2 pseudogenes are annotated in these 1,314 nt (G+C 50.5%); both read right to left on the reverse strand.

Annotated elements, in window-relative coordinates:
- Positions 1-687, reverse strand: a pseudogene (locus ACK59Z_RS25765) (hypothetical protein); the annotation flags it as partial.
- Positions 687-1,314, reverse strand: a pseudogene (locus ACK59Z_RS25770) (hypothetical protein); the annotation flags it as partial. The pseudogenes ACK59Z_RS25770 and ACK59Z_RS25765, both read right to left, overlap by 1 nt.

A 1,314-nucleotide genomic window follows, 5' to 3' on the forward strand; every position in this document is an offset into this window, starting at 1 on the left:
GCTGCCGCCTTGGCCTTGTTTGCCCAGCAGGGCCATTTCCATGTGGGGCAAGCCGGTGCGGCTGGGGTGCCAGACCAGGCCTAGTCGCGTGCCCATGCTGAGTGAGTCATCTTCTGGATATAGGCCAGTGCTTCCGGTTGCATTCCATGGAAAAGTTACGATTCCACCGCAGTATTTCGGTCGATGTAGGTGAACTTGTTGGGTTGCTCGATTGAAGCGAATAAGCAAGTGACGGCTAGTCAGCATTTCTAGTCGGGTTAAGTGGATTCCATACTTTGAATAAAGATACACTAAGGTGGAGCTGACTGAGAGCATTATAAGTGTTGAAAGAATAGTGATTACGGAACGCCCATCCGGATCGGTGATGTCCATCCATAAAAATCCAGTGGTGATCATTAGTCCCACAGCAATGGCCGGGGCGACAGCGCCGAGCGTTGCGAGCGTAATAAGTCCACGCTTCTCTTCTGAACCTCCGCAGCGCATTTCTAAAATAGTGTCGCTGAACGCGAAAACAGGTCCTCTTGCATAGGGTTGTTTACTAACGGATTGGAAGTGCATTTCTTCAGTCAGGTCACCCTCATATAAATCTTGACGCTTTTCGTTCGGTGTCAGTTCTGCTTCATATGCTTTTCGCGCGGCTTCGGATTCAGTAGCCATTTGCCAAAAACCCCATTCGATCAGATACATCACAATACCTCGCTGAATGCGGAGTGCAGGGTCTTCAGCTCTTCTTGTTCTTCAAACGGTTTTGAGTTTTTTGCAAGGCGGAAGCTGCTGCGTTTGCACCACTTTTCCAAAGCATCGTCTTCAAGTATGTAAATAATCAATGTGAAGATCAGGCCAATCCAGAACGCCCCAAGAACGAGGCGCGCAAGTAATAACCGAGCAGCCTGCGTGCCGAGCTTCTTTGCAAGTGCTCCCAAGGAGGTGGATAGCATCCTGACGAGCTTGGTCTTGGCATTTTGAGAAAGGTAGTCGAAAAAAGGTTTCGCAGTCGCAACGGCCGTTCCTAACTCAGCAAATGAGAGAGTCACTGTAGCGACCCCTCTTACAAAATAAGTAGCTGACAAGAGTATGGAGTTTTTTTGAACCTGCTTTGTAGCGCCACTCTGGCTGCTTTTGAAATGCTCAACCGAATCAGTGAAATCCCACCACGCCAGCAGTGAACCCCCGATTACAGCCAATCCCGCCCCCCAGAGCTTCAACCTCCCCAATGTTACGGCCGCCCCTTTCCCGGTCACGCTGTTAGCGCCGTATCGGGTTGCTATCTGGTCCACATAGCTCGCTCCAATTTCAAAGCCCGCCGCAGTCGTA

Source organism: Pseudomonas sp. KCJK9058 (assembly GCF_046230975.1).
In the GTDB taxonomy this organism is placed as follows: Bacteria; Pseudomonadota; Gammaproteobacteria; order Pseudomonadales; family Pseudomonadaceae; genus Aquipseudomonas; species Aquipseudomonas alloputida.